The organism is Bacillus sp. SORGH_AS_0510 (genome assembly GCF_030818775.1).
In the GTDB taxonomy this organism is placed as follows: domain Bacteria; phylum Bacillota; class Bacilli; order Bacillales; family Cytobacillaceae; genus Neobacillus.
The window spans coordinates 1,680,966-1,702,482 of the sequence record NZ_JAUTAU010000001.1 but is presented as its reverse complement, the minus strand read 5'-3'; the positions used below and the strand labels follow the sequence as shown (position 1 = coordinate 1,702,482).

General features: G+C 39.3%; 20 protein-coding genes, 1 tRNA gene and 1 riboswitch. Of the genes, 1 reads left to right on the top strand and 20 read right to left on the bottom strand.

What is annotated here, in order from left to right:
• Positions 1–233: 233 nt before the first annotated feature.
• The 15 genes from tig to QE429_RS08530 form a co-directional block, all read right to left on the bottom strand.
• Positions 234–1,511 carry a trigger factor gene (gene tig, locus QE429_RS08600; RefSeq protein ID WP_307286352.1) on the bottom strand — a complete coding sequence of 426 codons (1,278 nt, stop codon included), beginning with the start codon at positions 1,509–1,511 and terminating at the stop codon, positions 234–236.
• Between the two features lie 168 nt (positions 1,512–1,679).
• The gene (locus QE429_RS08595; RefSeq protein WP_307286349.1) at positions 1,680–2,705 is read right to left on the bottom strand and encodes a tetratricopeptide repeat protein; all 1,026 of its coding nucleotides are present in this window, start codon (positions 2,703–2,705) and stop codon (positions 1,680–1,682) included.
• Positions 2,706–2,827: 122 nt separating this feature from the next.
• Positions 2,828–2,904: transfer RNA gene (locus tag QE429_RS08590), tRNA-Arg, on the bottom strand.
• Between the two features lie 197 nt (positions 2,905–3,101).
• Positions 3,102–3,620: a metallophosphoesterase gene (locus QE429_RS08585; RefSeq protein ID WP_307286346.1), complete on the bottom strand. Its 519-nt coding sequence runs from the start codon at positions 3,618–3,620 to the stop codon at positions 3,102–3,104.
• The gene (locus tag QE429_RS08580; protein WP_307290752.1) at positions 3,617–4,228 is read right to left on the bottom strand and encodes an XTP/dITP diphosphatase; all 612 of its coding nucleotides are present in this window, start codon (positions 4,226–4,228) and stop codon (positions 3,617–3,619) included. The genes QE429_RS08585 and QE429_RS08580 overlap by 4 nt, the downstream gene beginning before the upstream one ends.
• Positions 4,229–4,241: 13 nt before the next feature.
• Positions 4,242–4,997 (bottom strand): ribonuclease PH, encoded by a 756-nt coding sequence (gene rph, locus QE429_RS08575; RefSeq protein ID WP_307290751.1) that lies wholly within the window; start codon positions 4,995–4,997, stop codon positions 4,242–4,244.
• Between the two features lie 120 nt (positions 4,998–5,117).
• Entirely contained in the window at positions 5,118–6,164 is a 1,047-nt protein-coding gene (locus QE429_RS08570; RefSeq protein WP_307290750.1) for a GerMN domain-containing protein, read from the bottom strand.
• A 337-nt stretch (positions 6,165–6,501) separates the two neighbouring features.
• Entirely contained in the window at positions 6,502–7,296 is a 795-nt protein-coding gene (gene racE / locus QE429_RS08565; protein WP_307286344.1) for a glutamate racemase, read from the bottom strand.
• A gap of 16 nt (positions 7,297–7,312) precedes the next feature.
• Entirely contained in the window at positions 7,313–7,762 is a 450-nt protein-coding gene (locus QE429_RS08560) for a MarR family winged helix-turn-helix transcriptional regulator (protein WP_307286342.1), read from the bottom strand.
• A gap of 157 nt (positions 7,763–7,919) precedes the next feature.
• Positions 7,920–9,761, bottom strand: coding sequence for a PAS domain-containing sensor histidine kinase (locus tag QE429_RS08555; RefSeq protein WP_307286339.1), 1,842 nt, complete (start codon positions 9,759–9,761; stop codon positions 7,920–7,922).
• A 408-nt stretch (positions 9,762–10,169) separates the two neighbouring features.
• Entirely contained in the window at positions 10,170–10,394 is a 225-nt protein-coding gene (gene gerE / locus QE429_RS08550; protein ID WP_007087335.1) for a spore germination transcription factor GerE, read from the bottom strand.
• 133 nt (positions 10,395–10,527) lie between these two features.
• Positions 10,528–11,109 (bottom strand): class D sortase, encoded by a 582-nt coding sequence (locus tag QE429_RS08545; RefSeq protein ID WP_307286326.1) that lies wholly within the window; start codon positions 11,107–11,109, stop codon positions 10,528–10,530.
• A gap of 118 nt (positions 11,110–11,227) precedes the next feature.
• Complete coding sequence (sdhB, locus tag QE429_RS08540; protein WP_307286323.1) at positions 11,228–11,989, bottom strand: succinate dehydrogenase iron-sulfur subunit; 762 nt, start codon at positions 11,987–11,989, stop codon at positions 11,228–11,230.
• Positions 11,990–12,010: 21 nt separating this feature from the next.
• Positions 12,011–13,762: a succinate dehydrogenase flavoprotein subunit gene (gene sdhA, locus QE429_RS08535; protein WP_307286321.1), complete on the bottom strand. Its 1,752-nt coding sequence runs from the start codon at positions 13,760–13,762 to the stop codon at positions 12,011–12,013.
• A 55-nt stretch (positions 13,763–13,817) separates the two neighbouring features.
• A complete protein-coding gene (locus QE429_RS08530) occupies positions 13,818–14,429 on the bottom strand; it encodes a succinate dehydrogenase cytochrome b558 subunit (protein ID WP_307286317.1) in 612 nt (203 codons plus the stop codon).
• Positions 14,430–14,875: 446 nt separating this feature from the next.
• On the opposite strand from QE429_RS08530, the gene QE429_RS08525 reads away from it, so the two are divergent.
• Positions 14,876–15,337, top strand: a complete 462-nt coding sequence (locus QE429_RS08525; protein ID WP_307286314.1) for a YslB family protein — start codon at positions 14,876–14,878, stop codon at positions 15,335–15,337.
• Positions 15,338–15,381: 44 nt separating this feature from the next.
• Here QE429_RS08525 and QE429_RS08520 read toward each other — a convergent pair whose 3' ends face one another.
• The 5 genes from QE429_RS08520 to QE429_RS08500 all read right to left on the bottom strand — a co-directional run bounded on the left by QE429_RS08520 (position 15,382) and on the right by QE429_RS08500 (position 21,473).
• The gene (locus QE429_RS08520; protein WP_307286312.1) at positions 15,382–16,599 is read right to left on the bottom strand and encodes an aspartate kinase; all 1,218 of its coding nucleotides are present in this window, start codon (positions 16,597–16,599) and stop codon (positions 15,382–15,384) included.
• Positions 16,600–16,713: 114 nt separating this feature from the next.
• Positions 16,714–16,890: riboswitch (Lysine riboswitch) on the bottom strand.
• Positions 16,891–16,960: 70 nt separating this feature from the next.
• The gene (uvrC, locus tag QE429_RS08515) at positions 16,961–18,733 is read right to left on the bottom strand and encodes an excinuclease ABC subunit UvrC (RefSeq protein WP_307286309.1); all 1,773 of its coding nucleotides are present in this window, start codon (positions 18,731–18,733) and stop codon (positions 16,961–16,963) included.
• Positions 18,734–18,962: 229 nt separating this feature from the next.
• Positions 18,963–19,277, bottom strand: a complete 315-nt coding sequence (gene trxA / locus QE429_RS08510; protein ID WP_307286306.1) for a thioredoxin — start codon at positions 19,275–19,277, stop codon at positions 18,963–18,965.
• A 406-nt stretch (positions 19,278–19,683) separates the two neighbouring features.
• Positions 19,684–20,661, bottom strand: coding sequence for an electron transfer flavoprotein subunit alpha/FixB family protein (locus QE429_RS08505; protein ID WP_307286304.1), 978 nt, complete (start codon positions 20,659–20,661; stop codon positions 19,684–19,686).
• A gap of 38 nt (positions 20,662–20,699) precedes the next feature.
• Entirely contained in the window at positions 20,700–21,473 is a 774-nt protein-coding gene (locus tag QE429_RS08500) for an electron transfer flavoprotein subunit beta/FixA family protein (protein ID WP_307286302.1), read from the bottom strand.
• Positions 21,474–21,517: the final 44 nt, after the last annotated feature.

Below are 21,517 nucleotides of genomic sequence, written 5' to 3'. Positions count from 1 at the left end.
CAAGGCACGATAAAAATCGCACCTTGTTTTTTTATGTTTTAGGGTTTGTTAAAATTGCCTGTTGATTTCCGCTCCAGGCACGAGCGGTTCGTGGGTGTTTCGGCGAGCCTCCTCGGCGCAAGCGCCTGCGGGGTCTCCCCTGAATCATACTCCCACAGGAGTCTTCGTGCCTCCCGCTCCAACCAACAGGTGAACTATGTTCTTTAACACAACCTTATGGTTAAAATTTCTTATTATTTCTTGTTTTCAACAAGAAAGTCAACTGCTTTTTTAAGTTTAAGGTCTGCTTTGATTCCTTCTGCGCCGCCAAGAGCTTGTTTGATTGAATCAACTGTCATGTTGTACATACCAGCCATTTTTTCTAGCTCAGCATTTACATCTTCGTCAGTTACTTCAAGGTTTTCAGCTTTAGCAATTGCTTCTAAAGTTAAGTTAACTTTCACGCGAGTTTGTGCTTCTTCTTTCATTTGCTCACGTAATGCATTTTCGTCTTGACCAGAGAATTGGAAGTAAAGCTCAAGGTTCATACCTTGCATTTGTAAGCGTTGTTCGAATTCTTGAAGCATACGGTTTACTTCGTTAGTAACCATAACTTCTGGAATTTCAACTTCTGCATTTGCAGCAGCTTTTTCAACTACAGTATCACGTAGGTTGTGCTCTGCTTCATGCTTTTTGCTTTCTTCTAAACGAGTTTTGATTTTTTCTTTAAGGGCATCTAATGTTTCAACTTCATCATCAACATCTTTAGCAAACTCGTCATCTAATGCAGGAAGTTCTTTACCTTTAATTTCGTGAACAGTCACTTTGAATACAGCAGGCTTACCAGCAAGCTCAGCAGCATGGTATTCTTCAGGGAATGTTACTTCAACATCTTTAGACTCACCAGCTTTTACTCCAACCAATTGCTCTTCGAAGCCAGGAATGAAAGATCCAGATCCTAATTCTAATGAGTGGTTTTCAGCTTTACCACCTTCGAAAGCTTCGCCATCAACGAATCCTTCAAAATCAAGAACAACTGTATCACCGTTTTCAGCTGTTCCTTCTTCTTTCACAACTAACTCAGCTTGACGCTCTTGAAGAGTTTTTAATTCGTTAGCAACGTCTTCGTCAGTTACGTTAGTATCTAATTCTTCAACTTCTAGGCCTTTGTAGTCGCCTAATGTTACTTCTGGCTTAACCGTTACAGTTGCCTTGAAGATAAGCTCTTTGCCTTTTTCCATTTGCTCGATGTCGATTTCAGGACGGTCAACTGGCTCGATTCCTGTTTCATCGATTGCACTTCCGTATGCTTCTGGAAGAATGAAATCTAATGCATCTTGGTATAATGATTCTACGCCAAAACGCTTCTCAAACATTCCACGAGGCATTTTACCTTTACGGAATCCTGGAACACTTACTTGTTTTACAACTTTTTGGAATGCTGCGTCTAAGCCTTTGTTTACTTCTTCAGCACTTACTTCAACAGTAAGGACGCCACGGTTTCCTTCTAACTTTTCCCATTTTACTGTCATACCTTTTTTCCCTCCAACAAATCTATTCTCATATCATTCTTAACGAATTGAGTCGGAAAATGTCTTGTCCATCAAGCCAATCTTCCATTTTTAAATGTAAAATATATTTTTTTACACAATGCAACCCCTACATTATAACACAGGATTGTTTTCTTTCAACAGCGAAGCCTATATATTAGGATAAGAAATTTTATCAATTTCTTCTATGTTTGCTCTCGCTAGTATAATTTCATCAGAGGAAACCTGATAATCATCTGCGACCTCTTCTATTTCCCCGTCCATACCAAGATAATTTTTCGCCAACAAATGGAAGGCAGCTGCCCATGCTGCAGGGCTCTTTGGTTCAAGATCAAAAGGATAGCTGATAAAAAATATTCGTTCCACCATCCCGATGGTTTGTTCAAAAAGCACAGGATTATTGCTCAATAACTGCCCCTCTAGTAGTTCCTTCACCTGATTCATTTTAGGCTGTACTCTCACCTCTGGCAGTCTGCCTGTATGAAAAGTCTCTTCCTTAGAAAATTTGTTAACGACAAATTCTTTGTCTACTTCTTGCTCTTTTAAAAGAGTTAACAGCATTGTTTTAAGAAACGGGTGCCCAGTTTCATCTTTTAGATAGTCAGCCATTTCTGTGATATACGGCCGAATGTTTTTTTCTGCTAGACTCGAAATTAGCAGCAGCTGTTCATTTAGATCCTTTATTTTTAGTAGCTGCAACTCTTTTGTATTTGTATCCTCTGTGAGGACGTCCTCTTCCGCTGACTGACGGTTTTCGGCCATCCTTCGGCTAAACTGGAGAATGGTCAAGAAGTGGTCGTGCTTTTCCGGTGGTATCTCCCTTTCTTCAAGGAGAGCTTCAACCGTTGAGACAATCTCATGGTATTCGTGTAGTTGAATCAATACCGTTAAATACAGATCCACCAGCTGAAAATAGTCACCAATCCCTTTATGAAGCATTTCTTTTGCCAAAACCTTGGCATTGTTGAAGGATCCTGCTTCAAAGTAAGCGAGAACCAGTCCAATCAATGTATTGTCGTTATTAGGATCCAGTTCACGAGCTTCTTCTAAGAGAGCAATAGCTTCCTTGAATTTCTTCTTTTCAAGGCTTTCCAACCCTTTATCCGTTAACCTTTTTTCAAGTCCGGGAAAGTAAATAACATTATCTTTTCTTTTTGCTTGTTCCCGTTTTTTCATAGTCTACCGTCCTTCAGTATGTTTGTTGGACATTAGTGTAGCATAATTAGGGCACAAAAAAAACTCACCAATGTTGGTGAGTTACATGTGTATGGTATGTAGTTACTATCTTAACAAGAAAATGGCGTCCCAGGAGAGATTCGAACTCCCGACCGTACGCTTAGAAGGCGTATGCTCTATCCGGCTGAGCTACTGGGACATTGTTTAATTTGTTTCCCTTAAGACAAGATTTATTATATTATCCTAGTATCAAAAAGTCAACCTACTTCTTTTCATTTTTTTATTTTAAAAATTGGCTCTGTTAAACTTGCCTGTTGATTCCGCTCCAATCAACAGGGTGTAAAAATCAACATTGTTCTTTAACCACAGCCTAAAAATCAGGGGGAAGAATCCCCCTTATCTTTGTAGCGTAAATTCGCAAGCTACGTCTTTCAGTTCTTTGCCATCCACGTCATACACTGACATTTTCACCAACTCATCATTCAAATCTAAAATGACATAGGTCTTCTCTAAGCGTTCACGGGGAAGGCGAATGCTCCCTGGATTTAAAAATAGTGTACCGCCGATTACTTCTGCCCCTAAGACGTGTGAGTGACCAAAGCAAACGATATTCGCACCCATTTCTTCCGCTTTATATTTTAAATTCATTAATGACGTTTTTACCGCATATCTGTGACCATGTGTAATGAAAAATTTATATCCCGAAATCTCGACCACTGTTTCTAACGGGAACCCGCCGCCAAAGTCACAATTGCCCATTACCGTTACGTAACCAGTCATTGCCCTGTCATCAGGCATTAACTGTGAATCTCCGCAATGAATCATCACATCTACGTTGTTTATATGCCTTTGTCTAATTACTTCGAGCTCTTTCGTCAACCCATGGCTATCACTAATAACTAAAACCTTACTCATGACTGCTCAGCGCTTTCCAAAATAGAATCAAGAATAGAATCTAGTTTTTTTAACGCATTCGCACGGTGGCTGATTTTATTTTTCTCATCAGAAGATAACTCCGCCATCGCTAAACCCTTATCTGGTACATAAAATATTGGATCATAACCAAATCCATTGGTTCCTCTTTGCTCTTTTAGGATCCGTCCCTCACAGGTGCCTGACACCGTACTTGTTTTGTGACCCGGCACGGCAACAGCTAAGGCACAGTAAAATCTTGCTGTTCTTTTTTCTTCTGGAACATTTTCTAGTTCTGCTAAAACTTTGTTTGTATTGTTTTGATCATTCTTCTGTTCACCAGCATACCGTGCCGAATAAATTCCTGGTCTTCCTTCCAAAGCATCGACCATTAAACCGGAATCATCCCCAATGACCATTCTATTTAATGCACTGGAGACCGCTTCGGCTTTCAAAATCGCGTTTTCTTCAAAAGTCGTTCCTGTTTCTTCTACCTCTGGAATCTCCGGAAAATCTAGTAATGTTTTGACCTCTATGCCTCTTGATGCAAAAATATGTTCAAATTCTCTTGCTTTACCAGGATTTTTAGTAGCAATAATAACTTCTTTCATCATGGCTCTCCTCTTATTTTTTTCTTCGAGATTCAATTTTCTTTGTAATGTCTTCACCCAATGCCTCTTTTTGCTGTTCAAACAGCTCCATTAGCCCTTCTTGTGCCGCTTTAAGGAGTCCTTGAAGCTGTTCATAGGAGAACGTCGATTCTTCTCCTGTCCCTTGTAATTCGACAAATTCACCATTTCCTGTCATGACCACATTCATATCTACCTCGGCTTTAGAATCCTCCGCATAGTTTAAGTCTAGTACGATTTGCTTGTTTTGCAGAATTCCAACACTTGTTGCTGCTAGATAATCAGTAATAGGAAACTTCGATAAATTCTTTTTCACTGCTAGTTTATTAAGTGCAAGCGCCATTGCAACAAATGCACCCGTGATAGAAGCTGTACGAGTACCGCCGTCCGCTTGAATAACATCACAATCAATCCATACAGTTCTTTCGCCGAGTGCGCTAAGATCCACAATGGCTCTAAGGGCACGGCCGATTAACCGCTGAATCTCCATTGTGCGGCCAGAAACCTTTCCTTTTGATGATTCCCGGATATTTCGCGTTTCTGTCGCTCTTGGCAGCATAGAGTACTCTGCTGTAATCCAGCCTTTTCCTTCTCCTCTCATAAAAGGAGGGACCCTCTCCTCAATGCTTGCTGTACAAATCACCTTTGTATTACCAACAGATATAAGGACAGAACCTTCCGGATGCATTAAATAATTCGTTTCAATATGTATTGGTCTTAGTTGTAATGGTTCTCTTCCATCCACACGCACTTGTACTTCCTCCTTCATTTGCAAACCTTTTACCCTAGTTTTTCATATCAAATAAAGAAGAGGCGGCCTTCGGAGCCAACCTCTTTCATTGTCACTATATAGTATAACAAAAATTTTTTTTTAAAAACTACCTGTGTTGACTTTTTCTGGACGAGTAACTGGTTCTGATAGTTTTTTCCCTTTATCATTTTTAAGCTCAGCTTTTCCTTTTACTTGGATAGCCACCTTCTCAATGCCTGTTTGTTCCGTTAAGGAAAGAACTAGTGAATCTAATAAATGTTGAGAGATAACTTTTTCCTCAAAGCTGCCATATACATTTTCATTGAAGTTTAAAGTTACCTTTCCGTCTTCATTTTTAGGAGCATCTAGTAGTTTTACATCAGGCATAAACTCTGAGACAAGGTTTGATTTCTCACTAGGACCTTTCACTAGCTCGTTTACAACGGCAACGATATTATCAGTTTCTTTTACACTTACCCTGCGTGTAACTGGTACATAGTAATAAGAACCTTCTTCTCCACCGATATAATAGACGGTCACAGGCTTCGTGTTCGTGATATCCACTACATCTGTTGTATCGAAGTTAATACCGGTTGCTCTAGACAGATTTTCGCTGATTGGCGTTCCATTCACAGGCATTTCCGTTAATGCGTGGCCATTCATTTTAAGCTTGACTGATTTTACATTATCAAATTGAGTAAGTGTCCATGTGACTGACTGTAGAATCTTCATCTCGTCTGCCGGCTGGTAATTCTTAAATTCCTTCGAGAAATTTACTGTTGCGACACCTTCTTTACTAATATCAACAGATAGCTCGGTATCTTCTGGGAGAACCGCTCTAAAATCATTAGGAAGCTTCTCCGTTACTGGTCCGTTTGCAACTAAATACTCTAATGCTTGTTTGGCAATTGATGCTGTTTTTGGCAAATCAAGTGTTTGTGGTACGACATACCCATTTTTATCTATTAAATATAATTCTGTTTTAACGGTATTTTCTGCTTTCTCTTTACTTGTTGCTGTTGTTTCCTTACTAGTCTTGTTTTGAACGACTGTTTTTGGCGGATCAATTTTCTTTTGTGTTTCGGTCCCGAACAAACCACAGCCAGAAAGCAGTACAGTTGAAGTAAGAACAGTCAAACCAATGATTTTTGCTTTATTATTAGACATCATTAATTCCCCCCTAAGACAGTTTGTACTAACATGTATACGAGCCTTGTAAGAATTTAGACCGCCTTATGAAAGAAAAATAGAACTTTTCTATTAAAAATTTTTTAAATGAAGGCTCTGTTAAACTTGCCTGTTGATTTCCGCTCCAGGCACGAGTGGTTAGTGGGTGTTTCGGTGAGCCTCCTCGGAGAAACGCGCCTGCGGGGTCTCACCTGAACCATACTCCCACAGGAGTCTTCGTGCCTTCCGATCCAATCAACAGGGTGTATAAATCAACACTGTTCTTTAACACAGCCAAAAAGAAAAAGAAGCTCTCCAATAGATAGAGAGCTTCTGCTTATAGTTTAATTTTATTCACCGAATTTATAGGATATCCGAGCCATTGTGAAGCAATTTTAGAAAAGATTCTTCTAGACCCTGTAGTGTAAAACTCATGTTCAGGTTCTTCCTCACAGGTCTCAAGCAAATCATTGTATTCAAGGATCGCACTGATTTCACGGGCAGTTTCATCCCCAGAACTAATCACATTCACTTCAGCACCCATTGTTTGTTTAATAAGAGATTCAAGCAATGGATAATGTGTGCAGCCTAAAATGAGCGTATCTAAATTTTGCTGGAGCATGGGCTTTAGTGACTCATTGACAATTTTTTCAGCAATCGGTCCGCCATACTCTCCACTTTCAACAAGCGGCACAAATTTAGGACATGCGTGTCCTTTTACAAAAATACGGCTATTTAGTGATTTCAATGCTTTTTCATAGGCACCGCTCTTTACTGTTACTTCTGTTCCGATCATGCCTACACGGTAGTTCTTTGTTTTTTTAATGGCAGCACGTGCACCAGGGTTAATGACACCGATAACAGGAATTGAAAGTTCCTTACGAATATCATCAAGCGCTGCAGCAGTAGCTGTATTACAGGCAATGACAAGCATCTTAATGTTTTTTTCTAATAGAAATCGTGTCATCTCCCATGTAAAACGCCTTACTTCCTTCGTTGATCTTGGCCCATAGGGACAGCGTGCAGTATCACCTAAATAGATGATTTTTTCATTGGGAAGCTGTCTCATTACCTCCTTAGCAACGGTTAATCCACCGACACCAGAATCAATCACACCTATTGGTTGTTTCAAACTTCTCGCCTCATTCTTAACGCATTTCTTGATGTAGTTTCTTTAATCCATTTTGAAGAAGAAGTATTTCTTCTGTTGTAAAATCAATTAAAATTTCCTCTAGATATACTTGACGCTTTTTGATCACTTCATCGATTATCCGCTTGCCTTCCTCTAACAAATGAATCCGGACCACGCGACGGTCACTCGGGTCTTTTACCCGTTCAACAAGCAGGTTCTTTTCCATACGGTCGACAAGGTCGGTTGTCGTACTGCATGCTAAATACATTTTATTAGAAAGCTCACCGATGGTCATGTCACCGTCTTCAAAGAGCCACTGCAATGCTACAAATTGAGGAGGAGTAATTTTATAATTTCCCAGCATTTCTCTTCCTTTTTGCTTAATGATTCCGGAAATATACCGAAGATCCTTTTCAATATTTGCAACTACATCCCCATTCACTTTTTGTGAATTTTCGAGTTTCATCTATTCATACACTCCTATTTACAGGCTTCTCCTCAAGACTTTTAGAAATTAAAGCCTTTTTGCCAGCTGACGTCTCAAGCTTGTACTTATTTTCTACTTTTTTCGAAAAAAATTCAAGACATAAGTAAGAAAAGTGTTGACTACACTTTTTGACATTCTAATTTTCCATAGGCAAAATGAGTTCAATCATTGTTCCCTTTTGGTCGCTCCAAAAATGTATATCGCCATTATGGTTCTCAATGATTTGCTTTGAAATCATGATTCCTAATCCGGTGCCGCCTTCCTTAGTTGAAAAAAACGGTTCACCGATTCTTTTTAAGACATTCTGTGGCATTCCACTTCCTGTATCTTTAAATATGAGTTTTACCTTGTCTTCACTATGCCTTTTCATCTCTATTGTAATAACCCCGCCTTTAGGCATAGCCTCTATTGAGTTCTTCATAAAATTAATAAACACTTGTTTCAACTGATTTTTATCACAGCGTATCATAAAACGCTCATGGCCATATAAAGTTTTTATTTGCACTCCGTTCATAATAGCTTGTGTATCTATTAAGGTCTTTACATTTTCCATAAGGGTAATGATATTCTCCAACTCAAACTTCATCTCTTGCGGTTTAGCCAACACCAATAATTCACTTAAAATGAGCTCGATCCGGTCTATTTCGGATTGGATAATTCCAAAATACGAATGATTCTCTATTTTATTTTCCATTAACTGGAGGAACCCTTTTATCGCGGTCAAAGGATTTCTGACCTCATGAGCAATCCCTGCGGCTAATTGCCCTGCCACACTCAGTTTTTCAGAGTTTAAGATTAATTCCTGCGTTTTTTTTCGCTCTGATATATCACGGATAATCGTATGTTGAGCCATTTGATTATGAAAAATGGTTGGAATGGATTTAATCTCTGCATGAAGGACCGTACCATCTAAGCGGTTCATTTTATATTCAATAAAGTCCGTTGTTTCTCCATCCATAATAGACCTCATTCTTTTTCTTGCCTTAGGATAATCAGTAGGATGGATGAAATCAAGAACGTGTTTGCTCGTTATCTCCTCACTAGAGGTGGCGCCTAAAAGTCGAATCCCTGTTTCATTGATAAATAAAATTTTTTCCTCATTCACGATTACCACGGCATCCGGTGAATGCTCAATTAAATCCTGGAACGCTTTTTTACGGCTCTTTAAATCTTCTTCTGCTTTCATACGTTCCGTAATATCTCTAATAACACTTACTATTTCTAATACATGTTGGGTATCTGGATCGATAATAGGTTTACAAAGGATCTCTACCCATCTAATCTCACCATTTTTTTTAGCTACTCGATAGGAGCTTCTTCCATTCACATGTTCATTCAGAACCTTTTTTCGGTCCTGAAAAGCACGTTCAAAATCGTCCGTATGTAATAGTGAAAAAAGATTTTGTCTGATTAGTTCATCAGATACATATCCAAGGATATGCTCACAGGAGGGAGAAACATACTGAATCTCTCCTGATAAACTAGTACTAATAATGATATCCAGCACATTATCAGTCAATAGGTGATGCATGATCTCCATTTTTCTTGCTTCTTCTTTTTTTCTTTTTAACTGGGAAATATCTTTTGCAACTGCGCAAACACCCACAATTTGGTCATCTACACTGATTGGCACAATGGTTACATTCAAATCGATTAGTTGACCCGATTTGCTTTGCATTATGCAATCAAAGTTTTGGAATTCTCCGAAACATGCTTTATGAAAATGATGGAATACTTTATTTATATTTTCAATGGGAAATAGAAATTGGAGTTTTAATCGCAAGGATTCTTCCTCTCCGAATTCTGTTAATCTTTTAAACGTAGGATTCACTTGAACTAGATGGCCTTCTAAGTCCATTATAAAAATACTATCTGGATTACAAGCAAACAAGGTTTCATATCTGCTTAGATTATTATGTAGAAAATGTGTCAATAACCGTTTTTTTTCACACTTAATTGCTTCAACAGAACCATTCATCTCTCTCTTTCAGTTCCTTTCCCCAGATTTAAGTCAAAATATATAAAGCCAAGATAGGGTTGATTCCCATCTTGGCTTGTATTTAGAACAATAGATATGGTCTAACTCAAGTCCACCCTTATGCTTGTGAAGCTGTTAAGAACGATCAATCTTTATTTAGTTAAAAATGCAATATGCCCCTAATTAAAATAAAAGGTTTGATTCTTTTATCCTAATTTTATTGTAAATTTAACTGATTATTTTTTCAATATATTTTGAACTATTTACCATTTACTTATATTAAAATATGGCTATATTAAATTTGCCTGTTGATTTCCGCTCCGATCAACAGGGGGATAAAAATCTACAATGGTCTTTAACACAGCCTGTAATTTATGAACCGGCCTCCAAGACGGATGCCGGTCATTGTTATAGTTCTAGCTCTCCCATTCGAAGGAGCTCTACAACTGCTTGTGAACGCCCCTTAACACCAAGCTTTTGCATGGCATTTGATATGTGATTTCGAACCGTCTTTTCGCTTATAAATAATTCACCAGCGATTTCTTTCGTTGTTTTATCTTGTACTAGTAATTCGAATACTTCTCTTTCACGTTTGGTGAGTAACGGCTTGTGATTATAATCATTCTCCTTCAAGTAATGTAACCCTCCTTGCCTTCGCCAGTTATGAACACGGGGTGGGTATATATTTAGTCACCATATCTTATGTGAACAGTACATATGTAGTGACTTATTTTCTTATTAGAAAATAAAAAAAAGGCCCTAAGATTTAGGAACCTTTAAGCTTTGCATAAATAATATATCGTTTTGGAGCATTTCCTACATATCGAAATGGATAGCACGTTGTCAAAATTAATTCCTCTTGTTGTTTTTGTAAGGTAATAATGCTTGTATCATCCGATTTTACTATTTTCGTATGGGTAATTTCATATGTAAAATTCCCAAAAGGCATTTGCATCTTTAGTGAGTCTCCGATCTTGAGCTCCCCTAATCGGCGAAATACGGTATCGCGATGCCCCGACAAAACAATTTGCCCCCGATCCCCAGGATAATAGGAACCTTTATAATGTCCGACCCCTTTCTCAAGGTCATCCGGATCTGTTCCTTCTATTATAGCCAGCTCTGCTTTAATTTTTGGAATAGCTAATAATCCGACCGTATCACCTGTTTGTGGAGGAGGACTAACGGGTTTCCTTTTTACTTGGGGATCTGCAGGCTGATGTGAAACTAATTCTTTGGCCTTCTGCAGTGATTGATTTGTTTGGAGCTTACCATCAATTAACTGCCAGATACCGATTCCTAAAACAATAACACCTATTAGAATAATGAGCAGCGGAAGCTTTGGTTTCAATATATCCCCTCCCTATTTTAAGGTAATGATAAGTATAGTATATCAAAGTATCTGTCCGCATTAGAAACGAAAAAAACCTTCTTTTCTTACTAGAAAAGAAGGTTTCAAGATTTTTTTATTAGCTATGGTCACTTCCGAAGAAGTTTCTAAACGATTGGAACGTCGTATCACGGTTCAACGCTGCAATAGAAGTAGTCAACGGGATACCTTTAGGGCAAGATTGAACACAGTTTTGCGAGTTACCACAGTTCGCTAGACCACCTTCACCCATAATTGCTTCTAAACGCTCAGCCTTGTTCATTTCCCCAGTTGGATGAGCGTTAAATAGGCGAACCTGTGAAAGCGGCTGCGGACCGATAAAGTCAGACTTACTATTAACATTTGGACACGCCTCAAGGCATACACCACATGTCATACATTTAGAAAGTTCATAGGCCCACTGACGCTTTTTCTCAGGCATACGAGGTCCTGGTCCTAAATCGTAAGTTCCATCAATAGGAATCCATGCTTTAACTTTCTTCAACGCATCAAACATTCTGCTGCGGTCAACCGCAAGGTCCCTTACTACAGGGAACGTTCTCATAGGTTCTAGACGAATCGGCTGCTCTAATTGATCAATTAGAGCCGAACAGGATTGACGAGGCTTTCCGTTAATAACCATGGAACAAGCGCCACAGACTTCTTCGAGACAGTTCATTTCCCAAGTGATTGGGGTAGAGGCTTGTCCCTTGGCGTTCACAGGATTTTTACGAATTTCCATTAAAGCGGAAATGACGTTCATATTCGGTCGATATGCAACCTCAAATTCCTCCTCGTAAGGAGCTGAATCCGGTGAATCCTGACGCATGACAATAAATTTAACCGTTTTATTTTCAGACATTATTACCCACTCCCCTTTCTATTAATGCTTTGTAGTGTAATCTCGTTTCCGTGGCTGAATTAATGAAACGTCGATGTCTTCATAATGGAAGGCTGGTGCTGATGCAGCATCAACAAACTTCGCCATTGTAGTTTTCATAAACTCTTCATCGTTTCGCTCAGGGAATTCTGGCTTATAATGGGCACCACGGCTCTCATTACGATTTAATGCTCCGATTGTAATAACACGTGCTAATTGAAGCATATTTTGTAATTGTCTTGTGAAGGCAGCCCCTTGGTTGCTCCATTTTGATGTATCGTTGATGTTGATGTTCTGGTAGCGTTCTAATAGCTCCTGAATCTTTTCATCCGTTTGTTGCAGCTTGTCGTTGTAACGAACAACTGTAACGTTATCTGTCATCCATTCACCAAGTTCTTTGTGAAGGACGTAAGCATTTTCTGTACCATCAAGAGACATAACAGAATTCCATTTTTCTTCCTGTTCCTTTACGTGACGATCAAAAACAGTAGAAGAAACAGCTTCAGAACTCTTCTCAAGTCCATTGATATATTTCACTGCATTTGGTCCTGCAACCATTCCACCGTAAACAGCTGAAAGCAATGAGTTTGCACCCAATCGGTTAGCACCGTGTTGTGAATAATCACACTCACCAGCAGCAAAAAGACCTGGGATATTTGTCATTTGGTCATAATCAACCCATAGTCCGCCCATTGAATAATGAACTGCAGGGAAGATTTTCATTGGAACTTTACGTGGGTTATCACCCATGAATTTTTCATAAATTTCAATGATTCCACCAAGTTTTACGTCCAACTCATGCGGATCCTTATGTGATAAATCCAGGAATACCATGTTTTCGCCATTAACGCCAAGCTTTTGACGAACACAGACATCAAAGATTTCACGTGTCGCGATATCACGTGGAACCAGGTTTCCGTAAGCAGGATATTTTTCCTCAAGGAAGTACCAAGGTTTTCCGTCTTTATAAGTCCAGATACGACCACCTTCACCACGAGCTGATTCACTCATTAAGCGAAGCTTATCATCGCCCGGAATAGCTGTTGGGTGAATTTGAATCATTTCACCGTTTGCATAATATGCACCTTGCTGATAAACAATAGAAGCAGCGGAGCCTGTATTGATGACAGAATTCGTTGACTTACCAAAAATAATACCAGGGCCACCAGTTGCCATAATGACTGCATCAGCGGCAAACGATCTGATTTCCATCGTTTTTAAGTCCTGAGCAACAATTCCGCGGCAGATGCCTTCATCGTCAACAACTGCACCAAGGAACTCCCAACCCTCATACTTCGTAACTAATCCGTCCACTTCATGGCGGCGAACCTGCTCATCTAACGCATATAGCAATTGCTGTCCAGTTGTTGCTCCAGCAAATGCCGTACGGTGATGTTGTGTTCCTCCGAAACGACGGAAATCTAATAAACCTTCTGGTGTACGGTTAAACATAACACCCATCCGGTCAAATAAATTGATAATACCAGGTGCTGCATCACACATCGCTTTAACCGGAGGCTGATTTGCTAAAAAGTCTCCGCCATAAATCGTATCGTCAAAGTGAATCCACGGGGAATCACCTTCACCTTTTGTGTTTACTGCTCCATTAATACCGCCTTGGGCACAAACAGAGTGAGAACGTTTAACCGGAACAAGAGAAAAAAGCTCTACCGGAGTTCCTGATTCTGCAGCCTTGATAGTAGCCATTAAGCCAGCTAATCCGCCGCCGACTACGATCACTTTACCTTTACCCATTCGTGACTCACTCCCTTAATCAAAAAAATACTATATTTTACCGACCAATCAATGGTTATTTAACAAATTCAATAAGTGTTTGAATTCCAATGAATGAAAGAACCACAAATACACCAACAGTCACGTATGTAGAAATGACTTGTGAGCGAGGTGATACTGTAATCCCCCAGCTTACTAAGAAAGACCAAAGTCCATTTGCAAAGTGGAAAATTGCTGAAAGGATTCCCACTAAGTAGAAAACAAACATAAATGGTGATGTCAAAATATTATGCATCATATCATAGGACACTTCGGCACCAAATGCCGCTGCTACACGCGTTTGCCAAACGTGCCATGTTATAAAGATAAGCGTGATTACACCTGTTACACGTTGAAGCATGAACATCCAGTTCCTAAAGAAACCAAATCTTTTAACATTACTTTTAGCGGTAAAAGCAATATAAAGACCATAGATTGCATGAAATAGCAATGGTAAATAAATAATTACAGTTTCTAAGACAATACGGAATGGTAGACTTCCCATAAAGCCAGCTGCTTTATTGAAAGATTCTGGACCTCCAGTGATAAAATGGTTGACTACAAGATGCTGTGTAAGAAACACTCCAATCGGAATGACCCCAAGCAGCGAATGTAATCTGCGATTAGCAAACTCTCGATTCCCCGCCATACATTTACCCCCCTTAATTTTTAGAAAATGATGTTAAGTTTCCTTATTTTTTTTGTTCCACTTAAAGAATCTTAACCCAATACCACTGTGACAATTATGTGACATGTCCATTTTACTCCCATCGACATAGAGCGTCAAGAAAACGTATACACAATCTTTATTAAAAAATAAAATTTTTAAAATATATTGATATTATAATAGGATAACTTCTGTTTGAATAAAGGACATATTGAAGCACTCATACTACCCATATTATTACATTTAATTACCAACATCTTACGGTTGGTATTTCTCCTCATTCGGATAAGATAATTATGATGATAAATAACATAAGATATTTCGAAATAACATATCATTCTTATAAGGATTTGTTCCTAATTCAGCAATTCAGTACTGAAAAATAAATCAAATTGTATATAATAGAATGATAGAAAGAGGGGAAGCTTGTGAAAGAAAGTACAGCCGTTGAACAACATTTGAATACTTCAGAACTCGAACCAAGAACCATTTCCATGTTTGGGTATGAAATCATTAGGGAACATCTTCTACCAGATATCTTAGGGAAGGACACACCCGAAATCTTATACTGGGCAGGAAAACGCCTTGCACGAAAGTTCCCTTTACCTGACCTAGAAAAACTGATTGAGTTTTTTACCAACGCATCATGGGGACAGCTAGTCGTTATAAAAGAAACAAAGAACGAAATGGAACTTGAACTATTTAGTCCACTGATTGTGTCCCGCGTAAAAACAAAAGCAGAGCACTTCTTTCAGCTGGAAGCAGGCTTCCTAGCCCAACAAATTGAAATGCAAAAAGAAGTAATCGCTGAAACCTTCGAACATCCCGTAAAAAAAGCAAACAAAGTCCAATTCACTGTAAAGTGGGATCGGAAAGATTCAACATTTTAGTACGGCAAAAAGGCTGACTCGCAATCGAACGAGTCAGCCTCTTTTTATTCATTTCCTAGTTCAAATGCACTGTGGAGGAGTTCGACTGCTTTCAACATATTCTTTTCTTCTAAAACAGCTGACACCTTAATTTCAGATGTGCTGACCATTTTAATCTGAATATCATTTGAAGCAAGAACTTCAAACATTTTCGCTGCCACACCTGGGTTCGATATCATACCTGAACCAACAATAGATACCTTTGCTAATTTATTTTCTGCATCCAGTTGCTCATATCCAAGTACTGCCTTATTATCTTCTAGGACTTTTAACGTCTCTAACAAATCATTTGTATGGATGGAAAAAGAAAGATTCGCTGATCCACCCTCTGTTGTACTTTGAATGATAATATCCACGTTGATTTGGTTTTGAGCTAGTGTAGTAAAAATTGTAGATAAGCTGGTTAAAGAATTAGTTAGCCCTAATACGGTAACCTTTGTAATTTCATCTTCAAATGCGACACCACGTACAACTAAATTCTGTTCCATTGTTGCTTCCCCCTCTATGACTGTTCCCTCAATTTTCTCCATACTTGACCGCACTTCAAGTCTCACCTGATAATTTTTCGCGAACTCTACCGCTCTAGGATGCAAAACACCTGCACCGAGATTGGCAAGTTCTAGCATCTCGTCATAAGAAACAGATAATAACTTGCGTGCTTCTTTGACATATCTAGGATCTGTAGTAAATACACCTGTTACATCCGTGTAAATATCACATTTGTCTGCATGTAAGGCCGCTGCTAAAGCTACCGCTGTTGTATCGGATCCACCTCGGCCAAGCGTGGTGATTTCACCATCTTCTGTAATCCCTTGGAATCCGGCAACAATCACAACTTTTCCCTCTCCAAGCTGTCTTTTTATCGTTTCTGTATTGATGTTTGAAATGCGGGCATTTCCATGAACAGGTTCTGTCACAATTCCTGCCTGCCATCCTGTAAATGAAACTGCCGGAATCCCCTGCTGATTTAAAGCCATGGATAATAAAGCAATGGTTACCTGCTCTCCTGTTGAAAGCAGCATATCCATCTCCCGCTTATTTGGTACATTGGAAATTTCCTTCGCTAGACCTACAAGCTGATCCGTAGATTTTCCCATTGCAGAAACAACGACCACTACGTTATTCTCTTGTTCAATCTCCTCTTTTACACGTGATGCAACATTTAAAATTCTCTCTACACTGCCAACGGAGGTTCCCCCGAATTTCTGAACAACTAAGCCCATGTTTTTTCCCCTACTTTCAGTTATGCTCTACCTATTTTGTACAAAAATAAAAAAAGCAATGAGAGGGCATCTCATTGCTTTTTGAACACGAAAAAATAGATTCCTGTACAAACAATGTAAGATAGCTCTCCAAGACAGGCGTCTTGACAATCCGGCATTTATTCAATACAGGACCAGCAAAGAAGAAATGAGGTCTTCTTTACTTCGGCGAACATCCCCTTTCATGATTCTTCTTCGAAGCTCATCCTCCTCAGAACCACTACTCTTGAAGCTCGCACCTCTACCTTCACTTTAGTACTATAAAGTGATAGTAATTTAAATTTTCACTAATTATAGCATGGCTAATTTATTCTGACAATAACTATTCCTGAAGTTTTTTCAGTAGTTCTTCTACTACATTTGTTGGAATGCCCAGACCAGTGAATTCCTCGAGGCTAGCTTCCTTCATTTTTTTCACAGAGCCAAACGTTTTAAGTAATAGTTTTTTGCGTTTTTCTCCAATGCCCGGGATATCGTCCAATAAGGATTGAAAGGCACTCTTCCCGCGTAGTTGGCGATGGAAGGTGATTGCAAAACGGTGGACCTCATCTTGAATTCGTTGCAGCAAATAAAACTCCTGGCTGTTCCGCCCAAGAGGAACAATCTCTAAAGGGTTCCCGTATAACAGTTGCGAAGTCCGGTGTTTCTCATCCTTCACAAGACCCGAAAGTGGAATATCTAACCCTAATTCATTTTCCAGTACATCCCTCACAGCTTCTACATGTCCTTTACCTCCATCAATAATGATCAGGTCTGGCAGCGGTAAATTTTCTTTGAGGGCTCGAGAGTATCTTCGTCTAGTTACCTCTCTCATGGATTCATAATCATCTGGTCCCTTGACCGATTTAATTTTATATTTGCGGTATTCTCGTTTATTTGCTTTTCCATCAATAAATACAACCATAGCTGATACGGGATCTGTCCCCTGAATATTGGAATTATCGAAAGACTCAATTCGATGCGGTGTATAAATCCCAAGGAGTTTCCCAAGATTCTCTATTGCCTTTATGGTTCTTTCTTCGTCTTTTTCAATTAGTGAAAATTTTTCATCCAAGGCTATTTTTGCATTTTTGATTGCAAGGTTAACAAGATCTTTTTTCTGTCCTTTTTTCGGTTGCAGCACTTTTACTTCCAGAAGTTGCCCGGCCATATTCAAATCAACTTCATCTTGAATAAGGATTTCCTTAGGCTTAAAGTGATTGGCTTTTTGGTAAAACTGCCCCAAAAACGTGAGAATCTCTTCCTCTGGTTCATTATATATAGGGAACATTGAAACATCCCGTTCGATCAACTTTCCTTGGCGGACAAAGAAGACCTGTACACACATCCAGCCTTTATCCACCGCATAGCCAAAAACATCACGGTCTGTGAAATCTGTCATGGTAATCTTTTGCTTTTCCATGATGGTTTCAATATGGACGATTTTATCGCGGAATTCTTTTGCTCTTTCAAAATCCAATTCTTCTGCCGCTGCCGTCATTTTTTCGGTTAATTCTTTCTTAATATCCTTATATCCGCCATTTAAAAAACGAGTAATTTCATCTGTCATTTGCTTGTACTGATCTTCAGACACTTCATTGACACATGGAGCGAGACATTGCCCTAAATGGTAATATAAGCAGACCCGATCAGGAAGTGTGGCACATTTTCGTAATGGATAAATTCGGTCTAATAGCTTTTTTGTTTCGTTAGCTGCCATGGCATTCGGGTAGGGTCCAAAATACTTTCCTCTATCCTTTTTCACTTTCCTCGTTATAATCAGCTTAGGGTGTCTCTCTGCTGTCAGCTTAATAAAGGGATAACTTTTATCATCCTTCAGCATAATATTGTATTTTGGATCGTATTTCTTGATGAGGTTTAATTCTAATAACAATGCTTCTATATTGGAAGAGGTAACGATATACTCGAAATCCTCTATTTCATTAACAAGTCTTAACGTCTTTCCATCATGCGACCCGGTAAAATAAGAACGCACTCGATTTTTTAATATTTTTGCCTTCCCCACATAAATAATTGTCCCCTGACGGTCTTTCATTAAGTAGCAGCCAGGCTGGTCCGGCAATAGGGTCAATTTTTGTTTGATAATCTCATTCACTCCGGCCACTCCTCCGTCTTTTATTCTATCCTTAAAATTTTAACACATCTGTCTATAAAGGAAAGTGGGAGCTTCTGTAATAATAAGAAAAGTGCAAGCGCCTTGGTCAGCCCCGAGGGGCTAGGCGCTGGAACTGGACAATTCTCGAAGTCGAATTTTATACTTTCCTATTATGTAAAAAACCTTAGCCAGACTTTTGTCCGGCTAAGGTTTTGATTTATTGATAGGCTTATACGTGCTTTTCTAAAACGCTTGCTAGAGCATCTTTTGGTTGGAAGCCGACAACTTTATCAACCACTTCGCCATTTTTGAAAACTAATAATGTTGGAATGCTCATTACGCCGAAATTAGCTGCAGTTTGTGGGTTATCATCTACATCTAATTTAGTGATTTTTACTTTATCGCCCATTTCTGCATCAAGTTCTTCAAGAACTGGAGCTATCATTTTACAAGGTCCGCACCATGGAGCCCAGAAGTCTACAAGGACAGTACCTGAATTTGTTTCTGTTGAAAAGTTTTGATCTGTTAAGTGTGAAATAGCCATTTTATATAGCCCTCCTATTGATTACTGAGATACTAGGGAAAGTATACCATCGTTTGGAAAAACACGCTAATAATATGTTTCGCCACTAATATACCCTATAAAACCATAAGTATTCTGTTGTACTAAGTCTGTTGATTTCCGCTCCAGGAGCGAGCGGTTCGTGGGTGTTTCGGCGAGCCTCCTCGACGCAAGCGCCTGCGGGGTCTCCCCTGAACCATACTCCCACAGGACATTGAATAAGCTTCATTGAATCTACACCGCACGAAGGAAATGCGATAGCATTTTCGAGGATCTTCGCTCCTTCCGCTCCAATCAACAGAGTGTAAAAATGAACAATGTTCTTTAACACAGCATAAAGGTAAAAGCGAGCGGATTTTTTTGCCGCTCGCTCTCAACGTTATTATTATTATGAGTGTACTTTTAGCTTTTTAAACTCTTCTGTTAATAATGGTACAACTTCGAAAAGGTCACCAACAATTCCGTAATCCGCTACTTTGAAGATGTTCGCTTCTGGATCTTTATTAATGGCAACAATTACTTTTGAATTGGACATACCAGCTAAGTGCTGAATGGCACCGGAAATTCCGCAGGCAATGTAAAGGTCTGGCGTTACAACCTTACCTGTTTGGCCAATTTGTAATGAGTAATCACAGTAGTCAGCATCACAAGCACCACGTGAAGCACCAACAGCCCCACCTAATACTTCAGCTAATTCTTTCAGCGGTTGGAAGCCTTCTGCACTCTTCACACCACGTCCGCCGGAAATTACTACTTTTGCCTCACTCAAGTCAACACCTTCACTTGCTTTTCTTACTACTTCTTTAATGATTGCACGAAGATCTTTAATCTCTACAGATAGAGAAGTAACTTCACCTGTTCTGCTCTCATCCTTTGCGAGAGGAGCAATATTGTTCGGACGTACTGTTGCAAAAATCATTCCGTCTGTCACAATCTTCTTCTCAAAAGCTTTACCTGAATAAATCGGTCTGGTAAATACGATGTTTCCTCCAACTGCTTCTACTGCTGTTGCATCAGAGATTAGACCGGAAGAAAGCTTACCTGCGATACGCGGGGAAAGGTCTTTCCCTAATGCGGTATGACCAAACACTAATCCTTCTGGCTTTTCTTGATCAATAACAGCTAATAAAGCTTGTGCATATCCATCTGAAGAATATTGCTTTAAGTTTTCATGTTCAACCACTACGACGCGGTCTGCACCGTACTGAACCAACTCCGCGCCTAAAGCGCTTACAGATTCGCCAACTAATACACCTACAACTTCTCCGCCTTCAGCTACCGTCTTTGCAGCTGCAACAGCTTCGAAAGATACGTTACGTAATGATCCGTCACGAGCTTCCCCTAATACTAATACTTTTCTAGTCATATCATTTACCTCCTGAAAACAATTTTATGAAGTTCCGATTAAATTACTTTTGCTTCAGTATGAAGAAGTTGAACAAGTTCTTTAACCTGATCATTTAAATCGCCAGCTAAGACCTTTCCAGCCTCTTTTTTAGGCGGCAAATAAATTTCGATTGTTTTGGTTTTTGCCTCTACATCTTCTTCTTCAAGATCAAGGTCATCTAATTCTAATTCTTCAAGCGGCTTTTTCTTCGCTTTCATGATTCCTGGTAAAGATGGGTAGCGAGGTTCGTTCAGACCTTGTTGTGCTGTAACTAATAATGGAAGGCTAGTTTCGATTACTTCTGAATCTCCCTCAACGTCACGAGTTACCGTTACCTTTGCTCCATCGATTTCAAGTTTCGTAATCGTGGTAACATACGGGATATTTAAAAGTTCTGCCACACGTGGTCCTACTTGTCCAGATCCACCGTCAATAGCCACGTTACCGCCAATGATTAAATCTGCTTCTTTATCCTTTAGATATTCAGCAAGAATTTTTGCAGTAGTAAATTGGTCGCCATTTTCTACATCATCCTCTATATTAATGAGAACTGCTTTATCAGCACCCATTGCAAGGGCAGTACGCAATTGTTTTTCTGTTTCTTCATTTCCTACAGAAATAACAGTTACTTCGCCGCCATTTGCATCTCGAACTTGAATCGCTTCTTCAACTGCATATTCATCATAAGGATTAATAATAAATTCGGCTCCATCCTCATTGATTTTACCGCCTGAAATCGTAATCTTTTCTTCCGTATCAAAGGTTCTTTTCATTAATACATAAATGTTCATGGTTTCGCCTCCTAAGAAAATTCAAACATTTTTTCAGTTCTAAA

Excerpts from the sequence above, each read along its gene's own strand:
- tig (WP_307286352.1), bottom strand. The coding sequence starts at position 1,511 with ATGACAGTAAAATGGGAAAAGTTAGAAGGAAACCGTGGCGTCCTTACT.
- QE429_RS08595 (WP_307286349.1), bottom strand. The coding sequence starts at position 2,705 with ATGAAAAAACGGGAACAAGCAAAAAGAAAAGATAATGTTATTTACTTT.
- QE429_RS08585 (WP_307286346.1), bottom strand. The coding sequence starts at position 3,620 with ATGAGTAAGGTTTTAGTTATTAGTGATAGCCATGGGTTGACGAAAGAG.
- QE429_RS08580 (WP_307290752.1), bottom strand. The coding sequence starts at position 4,228 with ATGAAAGAAGTTATTATTGCTACTAAAAATCCTGGTAAAGCAAGAGAA.
- QE429_RS08570 (WP_307290750.1), bottom strand. The coding sequence starts at position 6,164 with ATGTCTAATAATAAAGCAAAAATCATTGGTTTGACTGTTCTTACTTCA.
- QE429_RS08560 (WP_307286342.1), bottom strand. The coding sequence starts at position 7,762 with ATGAAACTCGAAAATTCACAAAAAGTGAATGGGGATGTAGTTGCAAAT.
- QE429_RS08555 (WP_307286339.1), bottom strand. The coding sequence starts at position 9,761 with ATGAATGGTTCTGTTGAAGCAATTAAGTGTGAAAAAAAACGGTTATTG.
- sdhB (WP_307286323.1), bottom strand. The coding sequence starts at position 11,989 with ATGTCTGAAAATAAAACGGTTAAATTTATTGTCATGCGTCAGGATTCA.
- sdhA (WP_307286321.1), bottom strand. The coding sequence starts at position 13,762 with ATGGGTAAAGGTAAAGTGATCGTAGTCGGCGGCGGATTAGCTGGCTTA.
- QE429_RS08530 (WP_307286317.1), bottom strand. The coding sequence starts at position 14,429 with ATGGCGGGGAATCGAGAGTTTGCTAATCGCAGATTACATTCGCTGCTT.
- QE429_RS08520 (WP_307286312.1), bottom strand. The coding sequence starts at position 16,599 with ATGGGCTTAGTTGTTCAGAAATTCGGGGGAACCTCCGTTGGCAGTGTA.
- trxA (WP_307286306.1), bottom strand. The coding sequence starts at position 19,277 with ATGGCTATTTCACACTTAACAGATCAAAACTTTTCAACAGAAACAAAT.
- QE429_RS08505 (WP_307286304.1), bottom strand. The coding sequence starts at position 20,661 with ATGACTAGAAAAGTATTAGTATTAGGGGAAGCTCGTGACGGATCATTA.
- QE429_RS08500 (WP_307286302.1), bottom strand. The coding sequence starts at position 21,473 with ATGAACATTTATGTATTAATGAAAAGAACCTTTGATACGGAAGAAAAG.